Source organism: Acidimangrovimonas pyrenivorans, assembly GCF_042643245.1.
Lineage (GTDB): Bacteria > Pseudomonadota > Alphaproteobacteria > Rhodobacterales > Rhodobacteraceae > Acidimangrovimonas > Acidimangrovimonas pyrenivorans.
Genome location: NZ_JBHRSK010000004.1, coordinates 109,799 through 132,588, shown reverse-complemented (window position 1 = coordinate 132,588; position 22,790 = coordinate 109,799). Strand labels below are relative to the sequence as shown.

Here is a 22,790-nt window from a genome sequence, read left to right as displayed (position 1 = left end):
CAAAGCGGCGGCCGCGGCAATCAGGCGGCCTGGAACTCGATCTTTCGTCGCAGGAACTGCACCGCCTTGTCCGACACCCGGCGCGGATCGCCGGTGGTCAGGAACTTCGACTCGGTGCCGCTGCCCAGCATGTCGGGATGGCGGTCGAGGTAATCGGCCAGGCTGTCGGCCACCAGGTCGGCCTGCGAGAACAGGGTGACTTCCGGCCCCAGCGCATCCTGGAACTGTGCCTTCATCAGCGGGTAATGGGTGCAGCCGAGGATCGCCGCCTCGGGCGTCGGCATCCGCCGCTTGAGCGCCTCGACATGGGATCGCACCAGCGCCTCGGCCAGGATCTCGTCGCCCTCCTCGATCGCGTCGACGACGCCGCCGCAGGGCTGGGCCTCGACATCGACGCCGATGGCACGGAAGGCCAGCTCGCGCTGGAAGGCGCGGGACGACACGGTGGCCGGGGTGGCGAACAGCGCGACATGCTTGACCGCCACCTCGCGCGGCGGGGAATTGTCGCCCCATTGCCGCTCGGTCAGCGCCTCGATCAGCGGCACGAAGACGCCGAGCACGCGCTTGCCCTCGGGCAGCCAGGTCTCCTGCATCCGGCGCAGGGCAGCGGCGGAGGCGGTGTTGCAGGCGAGGATGACGAGGTCGCAGCCCTCGTCCCACAGCCGTTCGACCGCGGCGCAGGTCAGGTTGAAGATGTCGTCGGCATCGCGCACGCCATAGGGCGCATGGGCGCTGTCGGCGAAATAGACGAAGGGGATCTCGGGCAGCCGCTTGGCCACCGCGTCGAGCACGGTCAGCCCGCCGAGGCCAGAATCGAAAACGCCAACCGCCATCTGCCCAATCCCGCCAAACCGGGGCCACGCCCCCTGAAAATCCGCCAAGACCCTGTCAGGCCTTGTATTTCTCCTCGAACTCGAAGCCGTATTCGTCGGACTTCAAGGGAGTCGGGGACAAGTCATACGTCGCCCGGCGCAGGAAATCCATCATGGCTTTCGGGTCGGGCTTCAAGGCGTCGAGCCGGGCCGAGGCGATCGGCGCGCCGACGACGATGCGGACGGGGCGGTTGATGCGGCGGCGGAACTCCTTGATCAGCAGCCCCATCCGCAGCGTCGGGTGGAGGTGGCTGAGCAGCTGGAACAGCCGGCTGTTATGGCCCTCGAAGAACACCGGGACGACGGTGGCGTTCGACCGGGCGATCATCTTGGCGGTGAAATTGCGCCAACCCGGGTCCATCGGCCGGCCGAAGGGCCGGGCCGAGGTCGAGACGGTGCCGCCCGGGAAAATACCGATCGCCCCGCCCTCGCCGAGGTAGCTCAGCGCCGTCGCCCGGGTCTGCAGGTTGAGCTTCATCGCCTCCTTGGTCTCGTCGAAGGAGATCGGCAGCACGACGCGGTCGAGTTCCTCGGCGCGGCGGAAGACGTTATGGGCGAGAATGCGAAAATCGCCGCGCACCCGGTCGAGCAGCAGCCCCATCATCAGCCCGTCGAGGATGCCGTAGGGGTGATTGGCGATCAGCACCAGCGGGCCGTTGGCCGGGATGTGATCGAGCGCGCCGCCGGTGACTTCGAGGCTCAGCCCGTAGCGGTCGGCGATCACCTCCCAGAAGCTGCGGCCCCGCGCGACCTCGTGCTCGTAGCCCTCGGCGCGGCGGATCAGGCCGATCCGGCCGGTCGTGTTCTCGATCGCCCGGATCAGCGCCCGGCCGCCGCGGCTCTGCGCCGAATAGGCATAGCTGATCTCGCGCGTGGCTCGTCTGTCCATCCCGGCTCCTCGTTGCGCCGCCGCCGTCGCGCGCGGCCATAGCGGGTTTTGCCGAGTCTGGCCAGCGAAGATCACAGTTTCGCGACGCCCCCCCCCGGGGACACTGCAGCGTGCCATCCAAAGGCAACGCCCGGCGCGAAGGCCGGGCGGAGCCAGTGTCGTCCTGGAACGCTGTGGGCGCCCCCTACTCCGCCGCCTGCTTCAGCGGCGCGCCGCCCGAGCGGAACGTCGCCAGCATCTCCTCGCGGCGCTTGGCGGCCTTTTCCGCGTTCGCCATCTTCACCGGGCCGAAGCCGCGGATCTGCAGCGGCAGTTCGGCCAGCGCGACCGCGACATCCATGGTCTCGGGCGTCACTTTGTCCAGCACCTCGGCCATGTCGGCCTCGTATTGCCTGATCAGCGCCCGCTCCATCTTGCGTTCCTCGGAGCGACCGAAGATGTCGAGCGGCGTGCCACGCAGCTTCTTCATCTTCGCCAACATGCGGTAGAGCCGCATCACGCCGGGGCCGAATTCGCGCTTCACCGGACGGCCCTCGGGGCCCTCCTTCGACAGGATCGGCGGGGCGAGGTGGAAGGTCATGCGGAAATCGCCGTCGAACTGCTCCCGCGCCTTGGCCTCGGTCTCCAGGTGCAGCCGGGCGACCTCGTATTCGTCCTTGTAGCTCAGCAGCTTGTGGTAGCCCTTGGCGACCGCTTCCTTGAGCCGCGGATCGGCAGCCTTGTCGACCAGCTTGCGGTAGCGGTTGGCCAGCCGGCCGGACTGGTAGGCGGTCAGGTGGTCGGCGCGGAAGGCGATCTTGTCCTCCAGCGTCTTCGGCTTCTCGACCACGTTCGGCGTCAGCAGCTTCGCGGCCTCCTCGGGATGGGTCACCGCCCAGCGACCGATCTCGAAGGCGCGCTTGTTGCCGTCGACGGCGGCCTTGTTGAGCTCGATCGCCGTCATGATCGCCTCGTGACTGATCGGGACCAGCCCGCGCTGCCAGGCGGCGCCGAAGATCATCATGTTCGAGTAGATCGAGTCCCCAAGCAGCGCCCGGGCCAGTTCCGAGGCATCGAACAGCGCCAGATCCGCTTTCAGCTTTGCCTCAAGAGAAAGCTCCAACCTATCGACAGGAATACGGAATTCCGTGTTCTTGGTGAACTCGCCGGTGATGATGCTATGGCTGTTGACCACGGCGCCGGTACGGCCCGTCGTCATCAGGCCCAGCGTCTTCGAGCCGGCGGTGGTGACGAGGTCGCCGCCGATCACCGCATCGGCCTCGCCGACGGCGACGCGGATGGCGCTGATGTCGGACGGCCGCTCGGCGATGCGGCAATGGATATGCACCGCGCCGCCCTTCTGGGCCAGGCCCGCCATCTCCATCATCCCCGCGCCCTTGCCGTCGACATGGGCCGCCATCGCCATGATCGCGCCGATGGTGACGACGCCGGTGCCGCCGACCCCGGTGATGACCACGTTATGGGTGCCGTGGATCTTCGGCAGCTCGGGCTCGGGCAGGTCCGGCAGGTCGATCTCGACCGTCGCCGCCTTCTTCACCTTGGCCCCCTCCAGCGTCACGAAGGACGGGCAGAAGCCCTTGAGGCACGAGAAATCCTTGTTGCAGCTCGACTGGTCGATGGCCCGCTTGCGGCCCAGCTCGGTCTCGACCGGGACGATCGAGACGCAGTTCGACTGGACGCCGCAATCGCCGCAGCCCTCGCAGACATCGGTATTGATGAAGACCCGCTTGTCCGGGTCCGGGAAGGTGCCGCGCTTGCGCCGGCGGCGCTTCTCGGCGGCGCAGGTCTGGATGTAAACGATGGCCGACACGCCCCTGATCTTGCTGAACTTCTCCTGCACCGGCATGAGCTCGGCCCGCTCATGGGTCTCGACCCCGGCGGGGAATTTCTTCGGGTCGACGTCTTCCTTCTCGTCATAGACCACGGCGATGTGCTCGACGCCCATCGCCTGGATCTCGCGCACGATGCGGTCGGCGGAGAGGTCGCCCTCGTTATGCTGGCCGCCGGTCATCGCCACGGCGTCGTTGAACAGGATCTTGAAGGTGATGTTGGTGCCGGCCGCCAAGGCCGCCCGGATCGCCTGGACGCCGGAATGGTTGTAGGTGCCGTCGCCGAGGTTCTGGAAGACGTGGTCGCGTTTCGAGAACGGCGCCTCGCCGACCCAGTTGGCACCCTCGCCGCCCATCTGGGTGAAGCCCAGCGTGTTGCGGTCCATCCATTGCACCATGTAGTGGCAGCCGATGCCGGCATAGGCGCGGCTGCCGTCGGGCACCTTGGTCGAGCTGTTATGCGGGCAGCCCGAGCAGAAATAGGGCAGCCGGGCGGCGAAATCCTGGGCGTTGTCGGCCTTGCGGACCTGGTCGAGGCTTTCCAGCCCGGCCTTGATCCGCTCGGTGCCGCGGCCCTCCTCGATGAAAATCCGGCCCAGCTTCTCGGCGATCATGATCGGGTCGAGCGCGTAGCGGGTCGGGAACAGCTCGACCTGGCGGCCGTTCTCCCAGCTGTCGCCCTTGTGCCAGCCATAGACGCGGCGGCCGCGGCGGTCGTCGAAGATCGCCTCCTTGACCTGGACCTCGATCAGCTTGCGCTTTTCCTCGACGACGATGACCAGGTCGAGCCCCTCGGCCCATTCGTGGAACGACGCCATGTCGAGCGGGAAGGTCTGGGCCACCTTGTAGGTGGTGATGCCCAGCCGCTCGGCCTCGGCCGCGTCGATGCCGAGCAGCGACAGCGCGTGGGTCAGGTCGAGCCAGTTCTTGCCGGCGGCGACGAGGCCGATCTTGGCCCCGGGCTTGCCGAAGACGCGGCGGTCGATCTTGTTCGCCCGCGCGAAGGCCTCGGCGGCGAAACGCTTGTAGTCGATCATCCGGGTTTCCTGGGCGACCGGGGTGTCGGCCAGGCGGATGTTGAGCCCGCCCTGGGGCATCTTGAAATCGGGGGTGACGAAGTTCAGGCGGAAGGGATCGCCGTCGACCACGGCCGTCGCCTCGATCGTGTCCTTCATCGTCTTGAGGCCGACCCAGACGCCGGCGAAGCGGCTCAGCGCCCAGCCGTAGAGGCCGAGATCGAGGATCTCCTGCACCCCGGCCGGGCTGACCACCGGCATGTAGGCATCGACCATGGCCCAGTCGGACTGGTGCAGCGTGGTCGAGCTTTCGCCGGTATGGTCGTCGCCCATCGCCATCAGCACGCCGCCATTGGGCGCGGTGCCGGCCATGTTGGCGTGGCGCATCACGTCGCCGGAGCGGTCGACGCCCGGCCCCTTGCCGTACCACAGCGCGAAGACGCCGTCATACTTGCCCTCGCCGCGCAGCTCGGCCTGCTGGCTGCCCCAGATCGCGGTCGCCGCCAGGTCCTCGTTGAGGCCGGGCTGGAACAGCACGTCCGAGGCCTCGAGCACCTTCTGCGCCCGCCCCATCTGCAGGTCGACCGCGCCCAACGGAGAGCCGCGATAGCCGGTGACGTAGCCGGCCGTGTTCAGCCCCGCCGCCTTGTCGCGCGCCTTCTGCATCAGCATCAGCCGCACCAGGGCCTGCGTTCCGTTGAGCAGAACCGGGGATTTCTCAAGATCGAAACGATCCGACAGTTTCACGTCCTGCCTGCTCATTGGGCACCTCCCGTCGCTGTCTGAGCCATGGCCCATTATAGGTCACAATTACTGACCTACAAAGAAATATTTTTACCTATGCGTCTTTTACATGCCAGATATGCGCCCTTATAAGAGCCTTAAAGCAACGGCTCCGCCAAACGTGAAATGGTTTCGAAATGGATTGGGACAAGCTCAGAATCTTTCACGCGGTGGCCGATGCGGGCAGCCTGACCCATGCCGGCGAGGCGCTGCACCTGTCCCAATCGGCGGTCTCGCGCCAGATCCGGGCGCTGGAGGAGAGCCTTTCGGCGACCCTGTTCCACCGCCACGCCAGGGGACTGATTCTCACCGAGCAGGGCGAGCTGCTGTTCGACGCCACCTCGGCGATGGTCAAACGGCTCGACGCCGCTGCCGCCCGCATCCGCGACAGCGAGGACGAGGTCTTCGGCGAGCTGCGGGTGACGACGACGACCGGCTTCGGCACCCTGTGGCTGGCGCCGCGGCTGTCGGCGCTCTATGCCAAGTATCCCGACCTCAAGATCGACCTGATGCTGGAAGAGCGCGTGCTCGACCTGCCGATGCGCGAGGCCGATGTCGCGATCCGGATGAAGGAGCCGAGCCAGGCCGACCTGATCCGCAAGCGGCTGATGGGGGTCAACATGCGCCTCTACGCCTCGCATGAATATCTCGAGGAGCGCGGCATCCCCGAGACGCTGGACGATCTGTCGCATCACCGGCTGATCTGCCAGAACACCAATTCCAACCAGGTCGCCGCCGGCGCCGCGCTGGTCCAGCAACTGCTGGCCTTCGACGTGCCCTCGACGCTGACGGTGAACAACTATTTCGGCGTGCTGCAGGCGGTGCTCAGCAATCTCGGCATCGGGGTGTTGCCCGACTACCTGACGCATGATTTTCCCAATCTTCAGCGCGTGTTGCCGGATGTGGAATCGAACGAGGTGCCGGTTTTCCTCGCCTATCCCGAGGAATTGCGCCACTCCAAGCGGATCGCCGCCTTCCGGGATTTCGTCACCGAAGAGATTTTCGCCTACCGCAAAAGGCAGCAGGAACGGCACCAGGATTGAGACATGCGCGCAACGCATGGCGGACATGCTGCGCCCGCAGCATGTTTCCTCTTGATCCGATGAGGCCCAGCCCCTAGATGCACTCTCGAAGGCGCAACGGAGACTGTTCCTAGCGTCTTTTACCTCCCTGTTGGACTTAGGCCGAGCTTTGCTCGGCCTTTTTTTTCGCCCAGACCTCTCTTGCCCGTTTTTTCCGCAACGCAGAGCGGCGACGGCCAAGAAGCGAGCGGCGCGCGGACGGGTCCGGGGCCCAGAGCGGCCCCAGACGGGTGACAGACGGGGGACAGACGGGGGACAGACGGGCCACGAACGGGGCGAATGGCGCCCGTTTCGCGGCCCTTGCGCCAATTCGACCCTTTCCCGCGCGGCCCCCATATCTTATGAGGCCCCTATCTGCGCGGCCGGCGCCGGCCGCAGGCCAGCCAGGGGATGGAAGATGGACGAACCGAAGATCACCGAGGATCTGATCGCCGCGCACGGGCTGACGCCCGACGAATACCAGCGCATCCTCGAGATCATCGGCCGTGAGCCCACCTTCACCGAGCTGGGCATCTTCAGCGCGATGTGGAACGAGCACTGCTCCTACAAGTCGTCGAAGAAATGGCTGCGGACGCTGCCGACCGAGGGTAGCCAGGTGATCTGCGGCCCGGGCGAGAATGCCGGCGTCGTCGATATCGGCGACGGCCAGGCGGTGGTCTTCAAGATGGAGAGCCACAACCACCCCAGCTACATCGAGCCGCACCAGGGCGCGGCGACCGGCGTCGGCGGCATCCTGCGCGACGTCTTCACCATGGGCGCCCGGCCGATCGCGGCGATGGACAGCCTGTCCTTCGGCGCGCCCGATCACCCCAAGACCGCCCATCTGGTGAAGGGCGTGGTCGAGGGCGTCGGTAGCTACGGTAACTGCTTCGGCGTGCCGAACGTGGGCGGCGAGGTCCGTTTCCACCCCGCCTATAACGGCAACTGCCTGGTCAACGCCTTCGCTGCCGGCCTCGCCGATGCCGACAAGATCTTCTATTCCGCCGCTTCGGGCGTCGGCATGCCGGTGGTCTATCTCGGCGCCAAGACCGGCCGCGACGGCGTCGGCGGGGCGACGATGGCCTCGGCCGAATTCGACGACACGATCGAGGAGAAACGCCCGACGGTGCAGGTCGGCGACCCCTTCACCGAGAAGCGCCTGCTGGAGGCCTGCCTCGAGCTGATGGCCTCGGGCGCGGTGATCTCGATCCAGGACATGGGCGCCGCCGGCCTGACCTGCTCGGCGGTCGAGATGGGCGACAAGGGCGATCTCGGCATCCGTCTCGACCTCGACCGCGTGCCCTGCCGCGAAGAGGCGATGACCGCCTACGAGATGATGCTGTCGGAAAGCCAGGAGCGGATGCTCATGGTGCTCAAGCCCGAGAAGGAGGCCGAGGCCAAGGCGATCTTCGACAAGTGGGACCTCGACTTCGCCATCGTCGGCGAGACCATCGCCGAGGACCGCTTCCTGATCCTGCACGGCAACGAGACCAAGGCCGACCTGCCGCTCAAGGCGCTGTCGGGCACCGCGCCGGAATACGACCGGCCGTGGCAGGAAACCGCCCCGGCCGAGGAACTGGCCCCGGTGCCGGCGGTCGACCTGATCGACGGGCTCAAGGCGCTGATCTCCTCGCCCAACTACGCCTGGAAGGGCTGGGTCTGGGAGCAATACGACACCTCGGTGATGGCCGACACGGTGCGCGCGCCCGGCCTCGGCGCCGGCGTCGTCCGGGTCCACGACACCGGCAAGGCGCTGGCCTTCACCTCCGACGTCACCCCGCGCTACGTCAAGGCCAACCCGTTCGAGGGCGGCAAGCAGGCCGTGGCCGAGGCCTATCGCAACCTCACCGCCTGCGGCGCCCGGCCGCTGGCCTCGACCGACAACATGAATTTCGGCAATCCCGAGAAGCCCGAGATCATGGGCCAGTTCGTCGGCGCCATCAAAGGCATCGGCGAGGCCTGCATCGCGCTCGACATGCCGATCGTCTCGGGCAACGTCTCGCTCTATAACGAGACCGACGGCGAGGGCATCCTGCCGACCCCGACCATCGGCGCCGTCGGCCTGCTGGAAACGCTGGACGAGCTGATCGCCGGCCTGCCGGTCGAGGGCGACCTGGCGGTGGTGATCGGCGACACCGAGGGCCATCTGGGCCAGTCGGCGCTGCTGGCCGAGGTCTTCAACCGCGAAGAGGGCGACGCCCCCGCGGTCGACCTGGCGGCCGAGCGCCGCAACGGCGAGTTCCTGCGCGCCAATCGCGACCTTGTGACCGCGGCGACCGACCTCTCCGACGGTGGCCTGGCGCTGGCCGCCTTCGAGATGGCCGAGGCCGCCGGGATCGGCGTCACCCTGGACGGCGACGACATGGCCCAGCTCTTCGGCGAGGACCAGGCGCGCTACCTCGTCGCCTGCTCCTTCGACCAGGCCGAGGCGCTGATGGTCGCCGCCGGCCAGGCCGGGGTGCCGCTGCACATGGTCGGCCGCTTCGGCGGCGATGTGGTCAAGTTCGGGTCGAGCGAGGCGCCGCTGGCCGAGCTGTCGGCGCTCTACCGCGGCGCCTTCGAAGCGGCGGTCGGCTGACCGAAAGCGGGCGGAGGGGGCTGTCTGCCCCCTCTTGGCCTGACGGCCAATTCACCCCCGAGGATATTTTCGAACAGAAAGTGCCGAGAGGCCGGGTTTTCGGAACCGCTTGAAGGCGGCGATGGCCCGGCCTAGATTTGCACCAGCAGCAGGAGGACGCAGCAGAACATGGCGATGGAAGCGCATGACATCGAGGCCCTGATCCGGGAGAAGTTTCCCGAGGCCAAGATCACGATCACCGACCTGGCCGGCGACGGCAATCACTGGGCGGCGGAGGTGATCGACGAGAGCTTCCGCGGCATGAACCGGGTCCAGCAGCAGCGCGCGGTCTATGCCAGCCTGAAGGGCAAGATGGACGGCGCCCATGGCGAGTTGCACGCGCTGGCGCTGACCACCAAGGCGCCCGACTGATTTCAACGAACACCGGCCCGCCCGCCGCGGCGCGCCAAGCAGAAAGGGGCTCTCATGAGCGCTGAAGACCAGATCCGCGAGACCATCGGCAGCAACGACGTGGTGCTGTTCATGAAGGGCACCAAGTCGATGCCGCAATGCGGCTTTTCCAGCCGCGTCGCCGGGGTGCTGAATTTCATGGGCGTCGAGTTCGCCGATATCAACGTGCTGGAGGATCCGGAGATCCGCCAGGGGATCAAGGAGTTCTCGGACTGGCCGACGATCCCGCAGCTCTACGTCAAGGGCGAGTTTGTCGGCGGCTGCGACATCATCACCGAGATGACGCTGTCGGGCGAGCTCGACCAGCTCTTCGACAGCAAGGGCGTGACCTACAACAAGGACGCCGCCGACAAGATCCGCGAAGCCAACGCCTGAGCGGGACGCGCGGCGCGAGGTCAAGGCCCGGGGGCGAGAGCCTGCCGGGCCTTTTCGTTGCGGTGCTTCCCAAAAGCCATTTTCCGCCCTGCTTTCGGCATTCCACCCCGGATTGTATCTTGAAGCTCATGTGTCCCGTGCTACGAAACGATCATGGACAATGTTGAGCACAAGAAATCCAAGTCTTCGGTGCGCGAACGTGCCGATGCGATCAAGCCGTTTCGTTGCAAGAACCTGATCGCTGTCATAGAAGACCCCAGTGACATCAAGAACATCGGAACAGTGGTCCGAAACGCAAACGCGCTCGGTGTCGAGAGAGTGTACGTCGTTGATCCACGCCAGTCCCTTCCCGAGGACTGGCAGGAAATGCGCGAATGGAAATCGCTCTCGAGGACATCCGTGTCCGCGAGCAAATGGACATTCGTGAAACGCTTCGACAGCACCGAAGCCTGCATTGCTCATCTGGAAAATCTTGGCTTCGTCTCGATCGTCACCTCGCCCCACGTCAAGGGAAAGACCAACGTCCTTTTGAGCGAGGGGGACTATACCCAGCACACGAAACTCGCCGTCTGGTTCGGCAACGAGCGTCGCGGCATCAGCGAGATCGCCGTCGATCACAGCGATATGTGCGTGTCGATCCCGATGTTCGGAATGATCGAGAGCCTCAATCTCGGAACCAGCTCCGGGATCGTGCTTTACGAGGTTGCCAAGCAGAGGCGCGAATATCAGAGCCAGTATCGCCGTACCCAGAGAAGGGGAAAGCGCGCCAAGCCGCTGCCCACTGTCATGCCTCGCGAAGACGGATCACCTTAAACCAGCCCCCGCTCGGAAGCAGCGGTGGCCGAGATGTACCAGCATCGACATTCAGTGGCACTGCCCTCCAAGGCAGACCGGTGCACCCAAGTTGCCAAGTGTCGTGCGTCCCCTACCCCGCTGCCTTCTCCTCGACCGCGTCGGCCAGCGCCTCGGCACGGGCGGCGATCTCGGCCAGGGTGTCGCCCACCGCTTGCGGGATCACCGGCACCTCGACCTTCTCGGGCGGCGGCGCTGGCTTGGCCTTGAGCTGCGCCAGTTCGGCTTCGAGCCGCGAGATCCGGGTCTCGGCGGCGCGCAGCTGGTCCTCAGCCCCGGCGGTGCGGTCGGCCAGCATCAGCCCGGCCATCAGCAGCATCCGGCTTTCCGGCAGCCGCCCGGTCTGGGCCGCCAGCGCCTCGGCCTCGGTGCTCAGCATCTTGGCGGCGGCCTGGAGGAAATGCTCCTCGCCCTCCTGGCAGCCGACGGCGAATTCGCGCCCGGCGATGGCGATCGTGACGTCAGGCATCGCTCTGCTCCCCCGTCTGCGACCCGGCGGCGGCAACCTCTCCGATCAGCGGCGCCAGCCCGTCGAGGATCTCGTCCATCTCGGCGATCTCGGACAGGCGCGAGGCGCGCAGGGCCTCAAGCTCGGCCACCATGGTCTTGTTGATCAGCTGCGGCTCGGCGACCTGGGCTTCCAGCGCCTCGCGCAGGGTGCGGGCGGTCTCGCGCAACTGCACGTTGGTCTTCTTCATCCGCTGCAGCTCGAGCCCCTGGACGTCGAGCTGGCGGGTCAGGTCCTGGACCCGCTGTTCGAGCTGGGAAACGGTGGTCTCCTGCGTCTGCCTGATCGCGCCGACGCGCTCGGTCAGCTGGGCATTGGCGCCGCGTTCGGCCGCCAGCGCCTGTTCCAGCGCGGCGATCTTGGCGGTCGCCTCGGCCATCGCGGCCCCGTCGGACGTGCCGGCGGACGCCTCTCCGGGCGTGGCCGACAGCGCGGCCACCCCCTGCCCGATCCGTTCCAGCGCGGCGGTGATGCGCCGCTCGAGCTCGGCAATCTCGGTCATCTGCCTGATCCTCCTGTCCCTGTCTCGCGCAGGTCGGGGGCGTCCGCGCGGCGAATCGCAGCCCGGCGCCCCCTTCCGCGATCTTAAACCAAAGCGGAAACCGATTGCGCCCCCCGAAAACGTGTCCCGGATCGGCCCCTGCGGCGTCCCGCGCGCTTGATCTATCGTTCAGGCCTGCTATCAGGCCCTGTAAACCGCCCGAAACGGCGAAAACCACCAGCGGAGGAGCCAGCCCTTGGATATCGCGACCCTGCGTGAGACGCACCCCGATCACTGGATGAAGGCCTGCGCCATTCGAGTGCTTGCCATGGACGCGGTTCAGGCCGCCAATTCGGGCCATCCCGGCATGCCGATGGGCATGGCCGACGTCGCCACGGTGCTGTTCGAGAAGCACCTCAAGTTCGACGCCTCCAATCCCGACTGGGCTGATCGCGACCGTTTCATCCTCTCGGCCGGCCATGGCTCGATGCTGCTCTACGCGCTGCTGCATCTGACCGGCTACGAGGACATGACGATCGAGCAGATCAAGAACTTCCGCCAATGGGGCGCGATCACCGCCGGTCATCCGGAATACGGCCATGCCAAGGGCGTCGAGACCACCACCGGCCCGCTCGGCCAGGGGATCTCGAACGCGGTCGGCTTCGCGATGGCGGAAGAGGCGCTGCGGGCGCGCTTCGGCAGGAAACTGGTCGATCACTACACCTATGTCATCGCCGGCGACGGCTGCCTGATGGAGGGCATCAGCCAGGAGGCCATCGGCCTTGCCGGCAAGCAGAAGCTGTCGAAGCTGATCGTGCTGTGGGACAACAACGACATCTCGATCGACGGCTCGATCAGCCTGTCCGACGTCACCGACCAGCGGGCGCGCTTCGCCGCCTCGGGCTGGAAAGTGCTGTCCTGTGACGGCCATGACCCGGCCGATATCGACCGCGCCCTGACCGAGGCCAAGAAATCCGCCCGCCCGGTGCTGATCGACTGCAAGACCCATATCGGCTTCGGCTCGCCGGCCAAGCAGGACAGTTCGGGCGCCCACGGCTCGCCGCTGGGCCCGGAAGAGATCGCCAAGGTGCGCGAGATCTACGGCTGGCCCTACCCGGCCTTCGAGATCCCGGCCGAGATCAAGGGCCAGTGGGAAGCGATCGGCAGCCGCGGCGCCGCCGCCCGGGCCGAGTGGGAGGCCCGGCTGGCCGGGCTGTCGGACATGCGCCGGAAGCAGTTCGCCCGGATGATGGCCGGCGAGGCGCCGAAGAAGCTGGCGCCGACGATCCGCGCGCTGAAGAAGCAGATCTCGGAAGCCGCGCCCAAGGTGGCGACGCGCAAGTCGTCGGAGCTGGTGCTGGAGGTCGTCAACCCGATCATGCCCGAGACCATGGGCGGCTCGGCCGACCTGACCGGCTCGAACAACACCAAGACCGCCGATCTCGGCATCTTCGGCCCCGAGGACCGCAAGGGACGCTACATCCATTACGGCATCCGCGAGCACGGCATGGCCGCGGCGATGAACGGTCTCGCCCTGCATGGCGGCATCCGGCCCTATGGCGGCACCTTCATGTGCTTCACCGACTATGCCCGCGGCGCGATGCGGCTGTCGGCGCTGATGGGCGTGCCGACGGTCTATGTCATGACCCATGACTCGATCGGCCTGGGCGAGGACGGCCCGACCCACCAGCCGGTCGAGCACCTGGCGATCAGCCGGGCGACGCCGAACACCTGGGTGTTCCGCCCCGCCGACACGGTCGAGACCGCCGAGGCCTGGGAACTGGCGCTGACTTCGACCAAGACGCCTTCGGTGCTGGCGCTCAGCCGCCAGGGCCTGCCGACGGTGCGCACCAAGCACACGACGAAGAACCTGACCGCCCAGGGCGCCTATGTCCTGGCCGAGGCGACGGCCAAGCGCCAGGCGATCCTGATCGCCACCGGTTCGGAGGTCGAGATCGCCCTGGCCGCGCGCGCGCTGCTCGAGGCCGAGGGCATCGGCACCCGCGTCGTCTCGATGCCGTGCCAGGAGCTCTTCGCCGAACAGCCCGAGAGCTATCGCAAGCGGGTGCTGCCCGCCGGCCCGGTGCGGGTGGCGATCGAGGCGGCGACCGGCTTCGGCTGGGACCGCTGGCTGAGCGGCGAACGCGGCCGGGCGGCGAAGGCGGCCTTCATCGGCATGGACGGCTTCGGCGCCTCGGCCCCGGCGCCGACGCTCTACAAGGAGTTCGGCATCACCGCCGAAGCCGCCGCCGCCAAGGTCAAGGAACTGCTGGGCTGAGCCCGGTCTGAGCGAGACGGAAAGCCGCCGCGCCGAGGGGTGCGGCGGCTTTTTCCTTGCCGAGGCGCCGGAGAGGCGCCCCAATGGCCCGGCCCCAGGGGCGTCGCCCGCCGGGCCGCGCCCCCTGTTGCGCTCGCCCCCCTCAGTGCCCGGCGCCGCCCTGCCCGCGCAGCGCCCGCCAGCCCCGGCCGGCCAAACCGACCACCGGCAGCAGCACGAAGCCCAGCACCACGCCGATCGCCCCGTCGCAAACGGCGGTGACGGTCCAGTGCACCGTCCCGGCCAGCATCTCCGGCCCCAGATGGGCGGCGGCCTCGGCCCAGGTCTCGATGACATGCCCCGGGGCGGTGAGGCCGAAGCTTTCCAGTCCGTGGACGATGATGGCGCCGCCGACCCAGAGCATCGCCGCCGTGCCGACATTGGCCAGGGTGGTCAGGAAATGCGGCATCCCGCGCACGACGGCACGGCCCACCCTGCGAGTGACGGCGAAGCGGCCGGTCTGCGCCATGTAGAGCCCGACATCGTCGGCCTTCACGATCAGCGCGACGCCGCCATAGACCACCGCGGTGATGCCGAGCCCGGCCAGCGCCAGCCCCCCCGCCTCGTACCAGAAATTGCTCTTGGGCAGCGCGGCGAGGATGATGGTCATGATCTCGGCCGAGAGGATGAAATCGGTCTTGATCGCGCCGGCCACCTTGGCCTCTTCGAGATGGGCGGCATCGGCCGGCTTGCCGCCGTGCCCCGCCGCGTGTCCGCCGCCGGAGAAGGCATGGGCGAGCTTCTCGGCCCCCTCGTAGCTGAGATAGAGCCCGCCCAGCATCAGCAGCGGCTGGATCGCGCCCGGCGCGAAGGCGGAGAGCAGAAGCGCCAGCGGCAGCAGGATCACCAACTTGTTGCGTACCGAGCCCATCGCAATGCGGCCGACGATCGGCAATTCGCGCGCCGCGGGAAAGCCGTGCAGGTAGCGCGGCGTCACCGCCGCGTCGTCGATCACCGCCCCCGCCGCCTTGGCCCCGGCCTTGGCCGCCTGACCGGCGATGTCGTCGACCGAGGTCGCCGCCACCTTGGCGATCGTCGCCACGTCGTCCAGCAATGCCAGCAATCCGCTCATGCCTGTCCGTCCTGTGTTCCCTGTCGCAGGGTCGCCGCTTCCCGGCGCCAAGGCAAGGGGCAGAACGCCCTGGCGCCCCGTTAGCGCCATCACCGCATGTTATCGCTAACATGCTGATAACAAGCGATTTTTGGGCTTTCCCTAAACGGTATGCCTGCGTATACCGCCGAAAACCGACCCGGCCCGCGTGGCCTCCGCATTACGGAGAGCGAACATGACCGTCACCCTCGGCATCAATGGCTTCGGCCGCATCGGGCGCTGCACCCTCGCCCATATCGCGGAAGCGGCGCGCAACGACGTCCAGGTCGTCAAGATCAACGCCACCGGCCCGGTCGAGACCAATGCCCACCTGCTGAAATACGACAGCATCCATGGCCGCTTCGCCGGCGAGGTCAGCGTTCGCGACGGCGCCCTCGACCTCGGCCGCGGCCCGATCGAGATGATGTCGACCTACGACCCGGAAGAACTCGACTGGGACGGCGTCGACGTCGTCCTCGAATGCACCGGCAAGTTCAACGCCCGCGACAAGGCCGCCGTCCACCTCGGCCGCGGCGCCAAGCGGGTGCTGGTCTCGGCCCCGGCCAAGAACGCCGACAAGACCGTGGTCTACGGCGTCAACCACCGCGACCTGGGCGTCGAGCACCTTGTCGTCTCGAACGGCTCCTGCACCACCAACTGCCTCGCGCCGCTGGCCAAGGTGCTCAACGACGCCATCGGCATCGAGCGCGGCATCATGACCACGATCCACAGCTATACCGGCGACCAGCCGACGCTGGACCGGCGCCACAACGATCTCTACCGCGCCCGCTCGGCCGCGATGGCGATGATCCCGACCTCGACCGGCGCCGCCAAGGCCCTGGGCGAGGTGCTGCCGGAACTGTCCGGGCGGCTCGACGGCACCGCGATGCGTGTGCCGACGCCGAACGTCTCGGCCGTCGACCTGACCTTCGAGGCCGGCCGCGACGTCACCGTCGCCGATGTCAACGAGATCGTCGCCGAGGCCGCCGCCGGCCACATGGGCGCGGTGCTGGCCTACGACCCGGAACCCAAGGTCTCGATCGACTTCAACCATACGCCGCATTCGTCTATCTTCGCCCCCGACCAGACCAAGGTGGTCGGCGGCCGCACCGTCCGGGTGCTGGCCTGGTACGACAACGAATGGGGCTTTTCCTGCCGCATGGCCGACGTGGCCGGCGCAATGGGGAGGCTTGCGCAGTAACGGAGCAGTTTCATTACCGATCGCCTCGCCCTCATCCTCGCCATCGTGGTCCTGGCCGCCTTCGGGCTCGATTTCGGCCTGAACCACGGGGACGCCACCATCTTCCTGCTCCGGAAAGTCGCCGATCTGGTCGATTATCTGGAATTTTGGCGTTAGGTCGCATCCCCAGCGGTTGATCTTTTCCCTAGTCTGGCGTCAAACACCCAGATGACGCGCTGTCGCGCGCCGAATTCGGGTGCCACAACGGCCCTTTTTCGGGCCACCTTGCCAGAGGGAGAGAGAATGACTGTCAAAGTAGCCATCAACGGGTTCGGGCGCATCGGGCGCAATGTTCTGCGGGCGATCATCGAGTCGGGCCGCGACGATATCGAGGTCGTGGCGATCAACGATCTCGGCCCGGTCGAGACCAACGCCCACCTGCTGCGCTTCGACTCCGTGCACGGTCGCTTCCCGGCCGAGGTGACCGTCAAGGGCAACACCATCGATGTCGGCCGCGGCCCGATCGAGGTGAGCGCGATCCGCAACCCGGCCGAGCTGCCCTGGGATCACATCGACATCGCGATGGAATGCACCGGCATCTTCACCGACAAGGAGAAGGCCAAGATCCATCTCGAGAACGGCGCCAGCCGGGTGCTGGTCTCGGCGCCGTCGAAGGGTGCCGACAAGACCATCGTCTACGGCGTCAACCACGACACGCTGACCAAGGACGACCTGGTGGTCTCGAACGCCTCCTGCACCACCAACTGCCTGTCGCCGGTGGCCAAGGTGCTGAACGATTCGATCGGCATCGCCAAGGGCTTCATGACCACGATCCACAGCTATACCGGCGACCAGCCGACGCTGGACACGATGCACAAGGATCTCTACCGCGCCCGCGCCGCGGCGCTGAGCATGATCCCGACCTCGACCGGCGCCGCCAAGGCCGTCGGCCTGGTGCTGCCCGAGCTGAACGGCAGGCTGGACGGCGTCTCGATCCGGGTGCCGACGCCGAACGTCTCGGTCGTCGACCTGGTGTTCGAGGCCGCCCGCGACACCACCGTCGAGGAGATCAACGCCGCCATCCGCGCCGCGGCCGACGGCCCGCTCAAGGGTATCCTCGGCTATACCGACCAGCCCAACGTGTCGATGGACTTCAACCACGACAGCCATTCGTCGATCTTCCACATGGACCAGACCAAGGTGATGGAAGGCAACATGTGCCGGATCCTGAGCTGGTACGACAACGAATGGGGCTTCTCGAACCGCATGGGCGACACCGCCGTGGCGATGGGCAAGCTGATCTGATCTCTGCCTCTCGGTGGACCGCGCGGGCGCCTTCGGGCGCCCGTTTGCGTTTCGGGACCGTGACGGGGCGGCGCCCGTCAGGAGGTTCCCAACAGAGGGCCGTGCCCTCCCTCGGGGGGGCGCCCGCGCCGCTGGTGGTCCGCGCACTATCCCGACACCCCGAACCACGCTTGAACGGCAAACGACATCGCCATTACGCCCTCCCAAGGGGAAGGGAGGGCGCGGCCCGGCGGGCTACGCCCTTGATTCCGGGCCAATACGTGCCCGCCTTCGAGGCATCGCGTGCCGCGGATGGAGCCGCGCGGTGCGCGCCCTAATGGGGCAGGCCCGAGAACTTGGCCACCAGGTCGGCCAGGTTCCTCGCCCCGAACTTCTCCTGCAGCCGCGCCCGATAGAGCTCGACCGTGCGGTAGGACAGCCCGATCTCGCGGCCGATCTCCTTCGAGGTCCGGCCCTGCGCCGTCAGCATCGCCACCTCGCGCTCGCGCGCCGTCAACTCGACCACCGGCCGCGCCGCCGACAGGTCCGAGAACGACCAGACCGAGCGCCGGAACGGCGCCTCCGGGGTCAGCGACTCGCCGCGTACCCGGCACCAGAACGCGACGCCCGTCAGCCGCTGCATGATCCGCTCGTCGTCGTAGCGCCCGGTCGCCCGCATGACCTCCAGCCCCTGCGCCCCGATCCGTTCATAGTCCTCGGCGCTGGGGTAGAGCCGCTTCAGCGGCAGGTCGGCGAAATCCTCCGGCGCCCCGCCGAAGATCTCGGCGAAACGCAGGTTGCAGCGCCGAATGGTCCGGTCCTCGGCATAGGCCAGGCCGACCGGGGCGTGGGTGAAGGCGAGCGTGGCGATATCCATGCCGAACCTTGGCCCGTCCGGCGGCGAAGGCCAAGCCCCCAGCCCGATGCCCTTCGTAGTTCTACCAATTGATCGGCGCGCGCCAACGCGGCATCACCATGCAAACGGAGGAGACATCCATGACACGCATCATCGGCTGGGGGCATACCCAGTTCGGCCGCCTTTCCGACAAGACGCTCGAGGATCTGATCGTCGAGGCCGGCGGCGAGGCGCTGGCCCATGCCGGCATCGCGCCCGCGGACGTCGACGCGATCTACGTCGGCCATTTCAACGGCGGCATGGTCGGCGACGGCTTTCCGTCCTCGCTGGCGCTGAACATCCATCCCGACCTGCGCTTCAAGCCGGCGACGCGGCTGGAAAACGCCTGTGCCTCGGGCTCGGCCGCCGTCCATGCCGCCCGCAACGCCATCCTCGCCGGCCAGGCAAGGGTCGCGCTGGTGATCGGGGCCGAGAAGATGACCCATCTGGGCACCGCCGATGTCGGCACCGCGCTCGGCCACGCCTCCTACCAGGCCGAGGAGGCCGGGCTGACCTTCCCGCAGGTCTTCGCCGGCTTCGCCCGGGCCTATTTCGAGGAATTCGGTGACGCCACCGAGGCGCTGGCGATGATCGCCGCCAAGAACCACCGCAACGCGATGGCCAACCCGCTGGCGCAGATGCACAAGCCGCTGACCGTCGAGCATTGCAGCGCGGTGAGCGAGAAGAACCCGATGGTGGCCGCGCCGCTCAAGGTCTCGGATTGTTCGCTGGTCTCCGACGGCGCCGCCGCGCTGGTCATCACCTCGGCCGACGTGGCCAAGACCGCCCCGCGCGCGGTCGCCTTCCGCGCCGCCGAGCAGGTCAACGACCTGCTGCCGATGTCGCGCCGCAACCTGACCGCCTTCGAAGGCCCGCGCGCCGCCTTCCAGCGCGCCTATGCCAGCGCCGGGATCAAGGTCAGCGACATCGACGTCGCCGAGGTCCATGACTGCTTCACCATCGCCGAACTGCTGGTCTACGAGGCGATGGGTCTCGCCGCCCCCGGCCGCGGCGCCGATGTGCTGCGCGACGGCACCGTGCTACCCTCGGGCCGGCTGCCGGTCAACCTGTCGGGCGGGCTCAAGGCCAAGGGCCACCCGGTCGGCGCCACCGGCGTCTCGATGCACGCGCTGATCGCGCGGCAGGTCACCGGCACGGCGGGCGAGATGCAACGCCCGGGCGCCGGGCTCGGGCTGGTGTTCAACATGGGCGGCTCCGGCGTGGCCAACTATGCCAGCGTGCTGGAAGCGGAGCGGGCGGGATGAACCTCGCGCTCTGGCTCGAACGCAGCGCCGCGACCGGCGGTGACCGCCCGGCCCTGTTCCTCGGCGAGGAACTGGTCGCCGATTACGCCGGCTTCCACGCCGCCGCCGCCGGCGTCGCCGGCGCCCTCAAGGCCCGCGGCGTCCGGCCGGGCGACCGCGTCGCGCTGTTCATGAAGAACTGCCCCGATTACCTGATCGCCCTCTACGGCGCCTGGATCGCCGGCGCCGCCGTGGTGCCGATCAACGCCAAACTCCACGCCAAGGAAGCGGCCTGGATTCTCGCGGCCTCCGAGGCCACGCTGTGCTTCGTCACGACGGCGCTGGGGGCGGAACTGGCCAAGGAGACCGGGACGCCGCTGGTCGACATCGCCGGGGCGGAGTTCACCGCGATGCGCGGCCACGCCCCCTGCCCGCTCGAGCCGCGCGGCGGCGACGACCTCGCCTGGCTGTTCTACACCTCGGGCACCACCGGCCGGCCCAAGGGCGTGACCATCACCCATGGCATGCTGGCCCAGATGGCGTTGAGCTACTTCCCCGATGTCGACCAGGTCCGGCCCGTGGATACCGCGCTCTATGCCGCCCCGCTCAGCCACGGCGCCGGGCTCTACAACCTGATGCATGTGCTGGTCGGCGCCCGCCATGTGGTGCCGGTCTCGGGCGGCTTCGAACCCGAGGAGATCTTCGCCCTCGCCCGCCATCACGGCAATATCCACATGTTCGCCGCCCCGACCATGGTCAAGCGCCTGACCGAGGCCGCCAAGGCGACCGGCGAAAGCGGCGAAGGCCTGCGCAGCATCGTCTATGGCGGCGGGCCGATGTATGTCGCCGACATCGTCGAGGCGGTCGAGCTGTTCGGCCCGATCTTCATCCAGATCTACGGCCAGGGCGAATGCCCGATGTCGATCTCGGCCCTGTCGCGCGCCGAGGTCGCCGACCGCAGCCATCCGCGCTGGCGCGCGCGCCTCGCCTCGGTCGGCCGGGCCCAGGCGGTCTGCGAGCTGCGCATCGGCGCCGCGGACGGCACGCCGCTGCCGCCGGGCGAAACCGGCGAGATCATGGTCCGCGGCCCGAACGTGATGCCTGGGTACTGGCAGAACCCCGAGGCCAGCGCCAAGGCCCTGCGGGACGGCTGGCTGATGACCGGCGACATGGGCTTCATGGATGGCGACGGCTACGTCACCCTGCAGGACCGCTCGAAGGACGTCATCATCTCGGGCGGCACCAACATCTACCCGCGCGAGGTCGAGGAGGCGCTGCTGACCCATCCCGACGTTCTGGAAGTCGCCGTCGTCGGCCGACCCTCGGCCGAATGGGGCGAGGATGTCGTCGCCTTCGTGGTGCCGCGCGCGGGGGCCGGGATGGACCCGACCAAGCTCGACGCCCATTGCCTGTCGCAGATCGCCCGCTTCAAGCGGCCGAAAGCCTATTTCGAGATCGGGGAATTGCCGAAAAACAATTACGGCAAGGTGTTGAAGACCGATCTTCGCGCAAAACTGGAGGAAACATGACCGATCTCAACGGCAAGACCGCCCTCGTCACCGGCTCGGTCCAGGGCATCGGCCTGGCCATCGCCAAGGCGCTCGCCGGCGCCGGCGCCCGGATCGCCGTCAACGGGCTGGCCAGCCCCGAGCAGGCCGAAGCCGCCTGCGCCGAGCTGCGCGCGGCCGGGGCGCCCGAGGCGAAGTTCTTCGACGCCGACCTCTCGGACCCCGACCGGATCGCCGCCATGATGCAGCGGGTCGCCGACTGGGGCGGCGCCGACATCCTGGTCAACAATGCCGGCATCCAGCACACCGCGCCGATCGCGACCATGCCGCGCGCGAAATGGGAGGCGATCCTGGCGATCAACCTCTCGGCCGCCTTCTACACCATGCAGGCGGCGCTGCCGGCGATGGCGCAGAAGGGCTACGGACGGGTGGTGAACATCGCCTCGGTCCATGGCCTCGTCGCCTCGAAGGACAAGGCGCCCTATGTCGCCGCCAAGTTCGGCCTCGTGGGCATGAGCCGGGTGGCGGCGCTGGAATATGCCGCCGCCGGGACCAAGGCGCAGGGCGGGGTGACGGTCAACTGCATCTGCCCGGGCTGGACCGAGACCGCGATCATCCAGCCCCAGATCGACGCCCGCGCCGCCGCCCTTGGCGGCGACCGCGACGCCGGCATCGCCGAGCTGCTGTCGGAAAAGCAGCCCAGCTTGCGGACCTCGGACCCGTCCGAGATCGGCGCCCTTGCCCTGTGGCTCTGCGCCCCGATCGCCCATAACGTCACCGGCACCGCGATCCCGGTCGACGGCGGCTGGACCGCGCAGTAGCACCGAAGGCAAGGCCGGGGGCGCTGCCCCCGGACCCCCGGGATATTTGCGTGAAGATGAAATGCGGAGCGCGCCCTTCCCCATTTCACCTGAGCGCAAATATCCCGGGGGAGTCGCCCGCAGGGCGGCGGGGGCAGCGCCCCCTCGCGCGCAGCGCAAGCAATCAGGCTTGCGCCGCAGGCGCGGATTGGCTCAGCCCGTTGCGGCCGAGCCGCTCGTAAAGCGCGTCCTTCACCGCCGGGCTGACGAATTTCGACACGTCGCCGCCCAGCCGGGCGATTTCCTTCACCAGTTTCGAGGCGATCGCCTGGCGCCGGGCATCGGCCATCAGGAACACGGTCTCGACACTGGCGTCGAGCGCCCGGTTCATGCCGACCATCTGGAATTCGTATTCGAAATCGGCCACCGCGCGCAGGCCGCGGACAATCACCGTGGCGCCGACGTCATGGGCGCAGTCGATCAGCAGATTCTCGAACGGGTGGACGACGAATTCGCAATTCGTGCCCTCGAGCCCGGCACAGGCTTCCTCGACCATCCGCACCCGGTCCTCGAGCGGGAACAGCGGGCCCTTGTCGCGGTTGATGGCGACGCCGATCACCAGCCGGTCGACCAGCTTCGACGCCCGCTGGATGATGTCGAGATGCCCGAGGGTGACCGGGTCGAAGGTGCCCGGGTAGAGGCCGATGCGCATGGGTGCCCTCCGTTTACTTCAGCCGCACGCAACAATATTGCGTCCGGCTTTGCAAGGCGGTTTTCC

At 67.7% G+C, this 22,790-nt stretch carries 19 protein-coding genes; 11 read left to right on the top strand and 8 right to left on the bottom strand.

Translation table 11 applies throughout. The annotated features are described in order from the left end of the window. Positions 1–20: 20 nt before the first annotated feature. From ACFOES_RS03605 to ACFOES_RS03595, 3 genes are all read right to left on the bottom strand, one after another. Complete coding sequence (locus ACFOES_RS03605; protein WP_377831808.1) at positions 21–833, bottom strand: glutamate racemase; 813 nt, start codon at positions 831–833, stop codon at positions 21–23. A gap of 55 nt (positions 834–888) precedes the next feature. After that, positions 889–1,761 (bottom strand): lysophospholipid acyltransferase family protein, encoded by an 873-nt coding sequence (locus ACFOES_RS03600; RefSeq protein WP_377831807.1) that lies wholly within the window; start codon positions 1,759–1,761, stop codon positions 889–891. Positions 1,762–1,945: 184 nt separating this feature from the next. After that, positions 1,946–5,368: an indolepyruvate ferredoxin oxidoreductase family protein gene (locus ACFOES_RS03595; RefSeq protein WP_377831806.1), complete on the bottom strand. Its 3,423-nt coding sequence runs from the start codon at positions 5,366–5,368 to the stop codon at positions 1,946–1,948. Between the two features lie 158 nt (positions 5,369–5,526). Here ACFOES_RS03595 and ACFOES_RS03590 point away from each other — a divergent pair, with 158 nt between their 5' ends. The 5 genes from ACFOES_RS03590 to ACFOES_RS03570 all read left to right on the top strand — a co-directional run bounded on the left by ACFOES_RS03590 (position 5,527) and on the right by ACFOES_RS03570 (position 10,666). Further along, complete coding sequence (locus ACFOES_RS03590) at positions 5,527–6,432, top strand: LysR family transcriptional regulator (protein WP_377831805.1); 906 nt, start codon at positions 5,527–5,529, stop codon at positions 6,430–6,432. A 436-nt stretch (positions 6,433–6,868) separates the two neighbouring features. Next, a complete protein-coding gene (gene purL / locus ACFOES_RS03585; RefSeq protein ID WP_377831804.1) occupies positions 6,869–9,028 on the top strand; it encodes a phosphoribosylformylglycinamidine synthase subunit PurL in 2,160 nt (719 codons plus the stop codon). 168 nt (positions 9,029–9,196) lie between these two features. Beyond that, positions 9,197–9,439: a BolA/IbaG family iron-sulfur metabolism protein gene (locus ACFOES_RS03580; protein ID WP_377831803.1), complete on the top strand. Its 243-nt coding sequence runs from the start codon at positions 9,197–9,199 to the stop codon at positions 9,437–9,439. A gap of 54 nt (positions 9,440–9,493) precedes the next feature. Further along, positions 9,494–9,853, top strand: coding sequence for a Grx4 family monothiol glutaredoxin (gene grxD / locus ACFOES_RS03575; RefSeq protein WP_377831802.1), 360 nt, complete (start codon positions 9,494–9,496; stop codon positions 9,851–9,853). A 153-nt stretch (positions 9,854–10,006) separates the two neighbouring features. Next, positions 10,007–10,666 (top strand): TrmH family RNA methyltransferase, encoded by a 660-nt coding sequence (locus ACFOES_RS03570; RefSeq protein ID WP_377831801.1) that lies wholly within the window; start codon positions 10,007–10,009, stop codon positions 10,664–10,666. 112 nt (positions 10,667–10,778) lie between these two features. Here ACFOES_RS03570 and ACFOES_RS03565 read toward each other — a convergent pair whose 3' ends face one another. Next, positions 10,779–11,174 carry a cell division protein ZapA gene (locus ACFOES_RS03565; protein WP_377831800.1) on the bottom strand — a complete coding sequence of 132 codons (396 nt, stop codon included), beginning with the start codon at positions 11,172–11,174 and terminating at the stop codon, positions 10,779–10,781. After that, the gene (locus tag ACFOES_RS03560) at positions 11,167–11,715 is read right to left on the bottom strand and encodes a hypothetical protein (RefSeq protein ID WP_377831799.1); all 549 of its coding nucleotides are present in this window, start codon (positions 11,713–11,715) and stop codon (positions 11,167–11,169) included. Before ACFOES_RS03560 ends, ACFOES_RS03565 begins: the two co-directional genes overlap by 8 nt. Positions 11,716–11,950: 235 nt before the next feature. Between ACFOES_RS03560 and tkt the strand changes: the two genes are divergently transcribed. Next, positions 11,951–13,972, top strand: coding sequence for a transketolase (gene tkt / locus ACFOES_RS03555; protein ID WP_377831798.1), 2,022 nt, complete (start codon positions 11,951–11,953; stop codon positions 13,970–13,972). Between the two features lie 142 nt (positions 13,973–14,114). Here the strand turns inward: tkt and ACFOES_RS03550 are convergent, their stop codons facing one another. Then, a complete protein-coding gene (locus tag ACFOES_RS03550; protein ID WP_377831797.1) occupies positions 14,115–15,083 on the bottom strand; it encodes a DUF808 domain-containing protein in 969 nt (322 codons plus the stop codon). Between the two features lie 214 nt (positions 15,084–15,297). Here ACFOES_RS03550 and gap (ACFOES_RS03545) point away from each other — a divergent pair, with 214 nt between their 5' ends. Together gap (ACFOES_RS03545) and gap (ACFOES_RS03540) are read left to right on the top strand one after the other, a co-directional pair. Continuing rightward, positions 15,298–16,302 carry a type I glyceraldehyde-3-phosphate dehydrogenase gene (gene gap, locus ACFOES_RS03545; protein WP_377831796.1) on the top strand — a complete coding sequence of 335 codons (1,005 nt, stop codon included), beginning with the start codon at positions 15,298–15,300 and terminating at the stop codon, positions 16,300–16,302. A gap of 282 nt (positions 16,303–16,584) precedes the next feature. Then, positions 16,585–17,586, top strand: coding sequence for a type I glyceraldehyde-3-phosphate dehydrogenase (gap, locus tag ACFOES_RS03540; RefSeq protein WP_377831795.1), 1,002 nt, complete (start codon positions 16,585–16,587; stop codon positions 17,584–17,586). 313 nt (positions 17,587–17,899) lie between these two features. Here the strand turns inward: gap (ACFOES_RS03540) and ACFOES_RS03535 are convergent, their stop codons facing one another. Continuing rightward, positions 17,900–18,442, bottom strand: a complete 543-nt coding sequence (locus ACFOES_RS03535; RefSeq protein ID WP_377831794.1) for a LuxR C-terminal-related transcriptional regulator — start codon at positions 18,440–18,442, stop codon at positions 17,900–17,902. Between the two features lie 119 nt (positions 18,443–18,561). Here ACFOES_RS03535 and ACFOES_RS03530 point away from each other — a divergent pair, with 119 nt between their 5' ends. The 3 genes from ACFOES_RS03530 to ACFOES_RS03520 are packed head-to-tail and all read left to right on the top strand — an operon-like array spanning position 18,562 to position 22,033. Then, on the top strand, positions 18,562–19,725 hold the full coding sequence (locus ACFOES_RS03530) for an acetyl-CoA acetyltransferase (RefSeq protein WP_377831793.1): 1,164 nt from the start codon (positions 18,562–18,564) through the stop codon (positions 19,723–19,725). Beyond that, on the top strand, positions 19,722–21,233 hold the full coding sequence (locus tag ACFOES_RS03525) for an AMP-binding protein (RefSeq protein WP_377831792.1): 1,512 nt from the start codon (positions 19,722–19,724) through the stop codon (positions 21,231–21,233). Before ACFOES_RS03530 ends, ACFOES_RS03525 begins: the two co-directional genes overlap by 4 nt. Then, positions 21,230–22,033 (top strand): 3-hydroxybutyrate dehydrogenase, encoded by an 804-nt coding sequence (locus ACFOES_RS03520; RefSeq protein ID WP_377831791.1) that lies wholly within the window; start codon positions 21,230–21,232, stop codon positions 22,031–22,033. The genes ACFOES_RS03525 and ACFOES_RS03520 overlap by 4 nt, the downstream gene beginning before the upstream one ends. A gap of 163 nt (positions 22,034–22,196) precedes the next feature. Here ACFOES_RS03520 and coaD read toward each other — a convergent pair whose 3' ends face one another. Next, positions 22,197–22,724 (bottom strand): pantetheine-phosphate adenylyltransferase, encoded by a 528-nt coding sequence (coaD, locus tag ACFOES_RS03515; protein WP_377831790.1) that lies wholly within the window; start codon positions 22,722–22,724, stop codon positions 22,197–22,199. Between the last annotated feature and the right edge of the window lie 66 nt (positions 22,725–22,790).

Bases quoted from the DNA above. Each gene is read 5' to 3' on its own strand.
- ACFOES_RS03590 (WP_377831805.1), top strand. From the start codon at position 5,527: ATGGATTGGGACAAGCTCAGAATCTTTCACGCGGTGGCCGATGCGGGC.
- ACFOES_RS03530 (WP_377831793.1), top strand. From the start codon at position 18,562: ATGACACGCATCATCGGCTGGGGGCATACCCAGTTCGGCCGCCTTTCC.
- ACFOES_RS03580 (WP_377831803.1), top strand. From the start codon at position 9,197: ATGGCGATGGAAGCGCATGACATCGAGGCCCTGATCCGGGAGAAGTTT.
- grxD (WP_377831802.1), top strand. From the start codon at position 9,494: ATGAGCGCTGAAGACCAGATCCGCGAGACCATCGGCAGCAACGACGTG.
- ACFOES_RS03605 (WP_377831808.1), bottom strand. From the start codon at position 833: ATGGCGGTTGGCGTTTTCGATTCTGGCCTCGGCGGGCTGACCGTGCTC.
- ACFOES_RS03570 (WP_377831801.1), top strand. From the start codon at position 10,007: ATGGACAATGTTGAGCACAAGAAATCCAAGTCTTCGGTGCGCGAACGT.
- ACFOES_RS03550 (WP_377831797.1), bottom strand. From the start codon at position 15,083: ATGAGCGGATTGCTGGCATTGCTGGACGACGTGGCGACGATCGCCAAG.
- coaD (WP_377831790.1), bottom strand. From the start codon at position 22,724: ATGCGCATCGGCCTCTACCCGGGCACCTTCGACCCGGTCACCCTCGGG.
- ACFOES_RS03565 (WP_377831800.1), bottom strand. From the start codon at position 11,174: ATGCCTGACGTCACGATCGCCATCGCCGGGCGCGAATTCGCCGTCGGC.
- purL (WP_377831804.1), top strand. From the start codon at position 6,869: ATGGACGAACCGAAGATCACCGAGGATCTGATCGCCGCGCACGGGCTG.
- gap (WP_377831796.1), top strand. From the start codon at position 15,298: ATGACCGTCACCCTCGGCATCAATGGCTTCGGCCGCATCGGGCGCTGC.
- ACFOES_RS03525 (WP_377831792.1), top strand. From the start codon at position 19,722: ATGAACCTCGCGCTCTGGCTCGAACGCAGCGCCGCGACCGGCGGTGAC.
- ACFOES_RS03520 (WP_377831791.1), top strand. From the start codon at position 21,230: ATGACCGATCTCAACGGCAAGACCGCCCTCGTCACCGGCTCGGTCCAG.
- ACFOES_RS03535 (WP_377831794.1), bottom strand. From the start codon at position 18,442: ATGGATATCGCCACGCTCGCCTTCACCCACGCCCCGGTCGGCCTGGCC.
- gap (WP_377831795.1), top strand. From the start codon at position 16,585: ATGACTGTCAAAGTAGCCATCAACGGGTTCGGGCGCATCGGGCGCAAT.
- ACFOES_RS03560 (WP_377831799.1), bottom strand. From the start codon at position 11,715: ATGACCGAGATTGCCGAGCTCGAGCGGCGCATCACCGCCGCGCTGGAA.
- ACFOES_RS03600 (WP_377831807.1), bottom strand. From the start codon at position 1,761: ATGGACAGACGAGCCACGCGCGAGATCAGCTATGCCTATTCGGCGCAG.
- ACFOES_RS03595 (WP_377831806.1), bottom strand. From the start codon at position 5,368: ATGAGCAGGCAGGACGTGAAACTGTCGGATCGTTTCGATCTTGAGAAA.